Here is a 1,749-nt window from a genome sequence, read left to right as displayed (position 1 = left end):
AAATCCGGAGGTGACCAATGGCCAGAGACATAATCCGCTGGGTCACCTACGCCGAGCAACAGCGTGACGCCTTACCCTCCGAGGGCCGCCGTGATCTTGACGCGCTCCTGAACCGGCTGGCCGACGACCCGTACCGTCAGGGCACCTACGACAAGCGCACCGAACTGTGGCGGGCGGTCTTCGGGCGCGCTGCTTCTGTGCGCGTCGCGGCGCCTTCCATCGCGGCGTAGACGTAGCGCCCAACAGTTGGATGCCGTCGGATGGTCCGTACGCGGGTCAACGCTCGGTGCCGGAGGCCCAGTCCTCGGCGAACGTCTCTGTCTGGGCGATGACGAGGTCGATCGCCTCCCGCGCCGCGTCCGGCGGGTAACCATGCCTGGCGAGCAGGCGCTTGATGATGGTGCGCATCCGCGCCCGGACGTCCTCGCGGATCGTCCAGTCGGTGGTCACCGACTTCCTGACCTGGACGACGAGGTCGCGTGCGATCGCGGCGAGCTTGTCGTCCCCCAGGTCCCTGACAGCGGAGGCGTTCTGCGCGACGGCGTCGTAGAACGCGAGCTCGTCGGCGGACAGCGGTGGTGTGAAGTGCCGGCCGCGGTCGCCCTCGGTGTTCACCTCCTTGGCCATCTCCACCAGCTTGGTGAGGATCTCGGCGGCGGTCAGGTGCTGGTTGCGGTAGGCGTTCATCAGCTCGACGAGCCGATCAGAGAAGCTGCGCTGGCGGACCAGGTTGTGCCGCGTGGCCTGACGCATGGTCTGTTCGATGGCACGCCGCAGTGCCTCAATCGCGAGGTTCGGGGTCTTCGACGCCCGCAGCCGCTCCAGGTACGCCTCGTCCAGGTGGGAGAGGTCGGGCCGCTCGATCCCGGCCGCTTCGTAGAGGTCGGTGACACCGCCGGCCTCGATCGTCGCGGCGGTCAGCTGGCGCAGCAGGATCTCGACCTCGTCGGGGACGGGCAGGCCGGCGGCCCGCCGCTCCTCGGCGTCCAGTTTGGCCATCGACACCCGGACGGCGTGGAAGAACGCGATGTCGGGACGCAGGTCGTCCAGCTCGTCCCGGACGGAGCACAGCGCGTACGCCCGTTCGAGGCGGGCGGCGGCGTCGCGGAACCGGGCGGCGCGCGGGAGCCGGCCGTCCTGCGCCGTGTTCCCCGGCCGGGTCGGGTCGCGCAGGTACTCGACGGTGCCGAGCAGGGCGTCCTTGTAGGCCGTCCTCGTGCCGCCGGCGAGCACCGTCCGCCAGTCGTGATCGGCGAGGATCCTGACGATGACATCGTGCAGGTCACGAACCTTGCCGATCATTTCGTCGAGGTCGCGGCCGAGGGGCTGCTGTGCCTGGTCGGTGGACGTGTACTCGGCGAGCGCCTCACGCAGCCGCTCGGCCACCGGGGCGTAGGCGACGAGCAGGCCGTCCCGCTTGTTGCGGTGGGTACGGTTGACCCGGGCGATGGCCTGCATGAGCGCGGCGCCGCGCATCGGCCTGTCGAGGTACATCGTGTGCAGCGGCGGCGCGTCGAACCCGGTGAGCAGCATCGACTGCACAATGACCAGTTCGAGTGGGTCGTCGGCGTTACGCACCCGGGACTGGATCACCTTGTTCTGGGACGGCCGTCGGACGTGCTTGAAGATCTCGCCCTTGTCGTCGGTGTTCCCCGTGTAGACGACCTTGATCTTCCCGCGGTCGACCGCGTCGTCGTGCCAGTCGGGGCGCAGCGCGACGATCTCCCGGTACAGGTCCGCGCAGATCCG

General features: G+C 69.1%; 2 protein-coding genes. One reads left to right on the top strand and one right to left on the bottom strand.

The features are described 5' to 3' along the window. The first annotated feature begins 17 nt into the window (after positions 1–17). Positions 18–230, top strand: a complete 213-nt coding sequence (locus DD1DGNOD_RS03215) for a hypothetical protein (RefSeq protein WP_131769402.1) — start codon at positions 18–20, stop codon at positions 228–230. 46 nt (positions 231–276) lie between these two features. On the opposite strand, the gene DD1DGNOD_RS03210 is transcribed toward DD1DGNOD_RS03215, so the two are convergent. Then, positions 277–1,749: DUF3387 domain-containing protein (locus DD1DGNOD_RS03210; RefSeq protein ID WP_131769409.1), on the bottom strand; the 1,473-nt coding region annotated here is incomplete at its 5' end.

This window comes from Candidatus Protofrankia californiensis (genome assembly GCF_900634765.1).
GTDB classification, from domain to species: Bacteria; Actinomycetota; Actinomycetes; order Frankiales; family Frankiaceae; genus Protofrankia; species Protofrankia californiensis.
Note: the sequence above shows the minus strand (reverse complement) of the source record. Positions and strands in the feature narration are given on the sequence as shown.

Excerpts from the sequence above, each read along its gene's own strand:
- DD1DGNOD_RS03215 (WP_131769402.1), top strand. The coding sequence starts at position 18 with ATGGCCAGAGACATAATCCGCTGGGTCACCTACGCCGAGCAACAGCGT.